Raw genomic sequence first — 3,659 nt, forward strand, 5'->3', positions numbered from 1 at the left:
CCGTCGACCACCTCGCAGCCCTCGGACGTCGTGAACAGCGCGGCCGCGCCCGAGTCCTCGAGCCGGTAGTTCAGTGCGTCGGGACCGAACACCGGCGCGAGCGGGAGGTAGATCCGTCCGGCCGCGATGGTGCCGAAGACGACGGCGTAGAGTTCGAGCCGCGTCGGGAGCATCGCGCCGACGCGGTCGCCGCGCTCGGTGTGTTCGACCAGGTAGTTGCTGACCCGATTCGCCGCCGCCGCGAGTTCGGCGAAGGTGTACACCTCGGTCTCGCCGCGCTCGAAGTCGCGGATGCGAAGGCCCGTCTCGTCGGAGTTGGCGTGACGACCCAGCGCCTCCTCGGCGATGTTGAGCGACTCCTCGTCGCCGACGTGTACGTGTTCGTCCCACCCCATCCCCGACTCGTGCCGGTCGGCGACCGCATCGTATATGCTATCGTACAACATGATCCACCGCTCCACGACCGCAGGTATAATTCTTCGGCTACGTTGACAGGAGATCGCCGACGGAACGTAGAGACGGTCGTGGTGACGGCCTCCGCCGAACACCGCGCTGAGCGCGTAAACGAGCAGTGATGGAGCCCAGAAGCGAGTTTCGGGAGCGATATCGACCCAAACCATAAGTCGCTGGACAGAAACACTGCAGACGGCCATGATGGGTGCCCAGTTAACGCTTGACAAGTTACTCGAGCGGGCGGTCGACCTGTTTCCCGACCGGGAACTGGTGACGAAACTGCCCGACGGAAACGTCCACCGCTACACGTACGCCGACGCGTACGGGCGGATAAATCGGCTCGCGGGCGCGCTCGACGATCTCGGCCTCGAGCGGGGGGACCGCGTCGGCGTCGTCGCGACGAACCACTACCGCCACTACGAACTCTACTTCGGGCCGGCGTGTTCGGGGCGGTCGATCCACATGTGCAACATGCGGCTGCCCGACCACCACTTCGTCCACACGGTCGACGACGCCGAGGACCGGGTGATCTTCGTCGATCCGGGGCTCATCGAGAAGGTGGAGGCCAACGCCGACGAGTTAGACACCATCGAGCAGTACGTCGTCCTCGACGACGAGGTACCCGACACCGACCTCGAGCCGGTCACGGACTACGAGTCGCTGCTCGAAGGGCAGCCGGCGGAGTACGAGTGGCCCGACATCGACGAGGACGCGGAGTACGGCATGTGCCACACCTCGGGGACGACGGGGCTGCCCAAGGGCGTCGCCTACTCCCACCGGGCGATGTACCTCCACAGTATCATGTGCGGCCACACGGACGCCAACGGCGTCGGGGAGAGCGACGTCGTCCTCCCGGTCGTGCCGATGTTCCACGCCAACGGCTGGGGGATCCCCTACGCCGCGACGTTCGTCGGCGCGAAGCAGGTCTTCCCCTCGGTCCACACCGACCCCGAGTCGATCGCCCGGCTGATCGACGAGGAGGGGGTGACCTTTTCCGCCGCAGTGCCGACCATCTGGCTCGAGATGGCCGAGTTCCTCGACGAGAATCCCGCGGTCGACATCTCGAACATCGATCGGCTGACGGTCGGGGGCTCCGCGCCACCCGAGTCGCTCATCCGGAAGTACGACGAGGAGTACGACGCGCCGATCGTCCAGGGGTGGGGGATGACCGAGACCTCGCCGCTGGGGTCGCTCAGCACGCTCCGCAAGGAGGTCGCCGAACTGCCCAGCGACGAGCAATACGAATACCGCGCGAAGGCGGGGCTGCCCGTGCCGGGTATACAGACCCGCATACTCGACGACGACGGCGAGGAAATCCCCCACGACGGCGAGACGATGGGCGAACTGCAGGTCCGCAGCCCCTGGGTGGCCGACGGCTACCACAACCGACCGGAGGAGAACGAGCAGTCGTTCACCGAGGACGGCTTCTTGCGGACCGGCGACATCGCCACCCGCGACGAGCTGGGATACATCGACGTCGTCGACCGTGACAAGGACGTCATCAAGTCCGGCGGGGAGTGGATCTCGTCGGTGCAACTCGAGAACGAACTCATCGCCCACGAGGGCGTCCGCGAGGCGACGGTCATCGCGGTCGACCACGAGCGCTGGCAGGAGCGGCCGCTGGCCGTCGTCGTGCCGACCGCGGGCGCGGACGTCACCGAGGACGACCTCGAGGCCCACCTCTCGGAGACGTTCCCCTCGTGGTGGCTGCCCGACGAGTACCGGTTCATCGAGGAGATCCCCAAGACGTCGACCGGGAAGTTCGACAAGAAATCGCTGCGCGACGAGTTCGACATCGTCCTCGAGGCCGAGGACGACGAACCCGCGGCGCACCAATAAGTACACGGAGTGAGAGAATTTACCATGGGAGTAAACACCACCGGCGGCGTGAGTTTCGACACCGACGAAGAGACCGAACTGATCCTCGATAGCATCGACGAGTTCGTCGAGCGCGAGGTCGAACCCATCGTCGAGGACCTCGGCGACACCTACACCAATCCGCGGAAAGGCCACCACGAGAACGGGCGCGTGACCGACGACGTGCTCGAGGCCCGAGATGAGATCCGACGCCGATCCGCCGAGGCCGGCTTCTACGCGATGAACCTGCCCGAGGACGCGGGCGGCGACGGGATCTCTCCGGTCACCTGGTATCGGGCGAAAAAGCGCCTCGCCAGCCACGGCGGCGGCCTCGAGCGCTACGTCCTCGCCGGCCCCGAGGGGCCGAAGCCGCTGCTGTTGCAGGCCGAGGGTGACCAGCGCGAGGAGTACCTCGATCCCGTGGTCCGCGGCGAGAAGTCGACGGCGTTCGGCCAGACCGAGCCCGGCGTGGGGTCGGACTCGCCGAACATGGAGACGACCGCGGAGAAGGACGGCGACGAGTGGCTCATCAACGGCCGCAAGCAGTGGATCACCAACGCGCCCTACGCCGACTTCATCCAGCTCTTTGCGCGGACGACCCCGCAGGAGGAGGTCGGCCGCTACGGCGGCATCACCTGCTTCATCGTCGAGCGCGACGAGTACGAAATCGGATCGTACAACAACGCCGTCGGCGCTGAAGGCTCGCAGGCCGAAGTGATTCTGGACGGCGTGCGCGTCCCCGAGGACCGCGTCCTCGGCGCGGTCGACGAGGCCTTCTACGCCGCGATGGAGTTCCTCTCGCTGGGGCGACTCGAGTTGGGTGCCGAAGCGATCGGGTACTCGGAGTACCTGCTCTCCGAGGCGGGCGAGTACGTCACCGAGCGCGAGGCCTTCGGCGAGCCGATCGGGAACTTCCAGCAGGTCTCGGCGAAGCTCGCAAAGGGGAGAGCGAAGACCTACGCAGCGGACGCGGCGGGGCTGAAACTCGCCTGGAAGATGGCCCAGGACGAGCGGACGATCATGGATTCGTCGGTGCTGAAGTGGTTCGCGACGAACGTCCTCTGGGAGGTCGCCGACGCGGCCGTCCAGGTCCACGGGGCCAACGGACTGGCCGAGGAGAACCCCTACATGGATCTGGTCCATCAGGCGCGCATCCTGCGGATCGTCGAGGGCACCGACGAGATCCAACTCAACACGATCGCGAAGTCGATGGGGATCACGGACTGACCGCTATGGTCGCTTCACCCACGCACGCGACCGCCGCCGGCCTCGCGAGAGCGATCCGGGACGGCGACTACTCGCCGACCGAGGTCGTCGACGCCGTTCTCGAGCGGATCCACGACCGAAAC

3 protein-coding genes are annotated in these 3,659 nt (G+C 66.4%); 2 read left to right on the forward strand and 1 reads right to left on the reverse strand.

Features of this window, described 5'->3' with window-relative positions; all coding sequences use genetic code 11:
* Window positions 1-446, reverse strand: a 446-nt coding sequence (locus PGX04_RS25480; RefSeq protein WP_273741057.1) for an AMP-binding protein, incomplete at its 3' end; no start/stop codon positions are given.
* Window positions 447-654: 208 nt separating this feature from the next.
* Between PGX04_RS25480 and PGX04_RS25485 the strand changes: the two genes are divergently transcribed.
* Window positions 655-2,292: a long-chain fatty acid--CoA ligase gene (locus PGX04_RS25485; protein ID WP_273741058.1), complete on the forward strand. Its 1,638-nt coding sequence runs from the start codon at window positions 655-657 to the stop codon at window positions 2,290-2,292.
* 24 nt (window positions 2,293-2,316) lie between these two features.
* Window positions 2,317-3,537 (forward strand): acyl-CoA dehydrogenase family protein, encoded by a 1,221-nt coding sequence (locus PGX04_RS25490; RefSeq protein ID WP_273741059.1) that lies wholly within the window; start codon window positions 2,317-2,319, stop codon window positions 3,535-3,537.
* Window positions 3,538-3,659 lie beyond the last annotated feature (122 nt).

It is taken from the genome of Natrinema soli, from assembly GCF_028618695.1.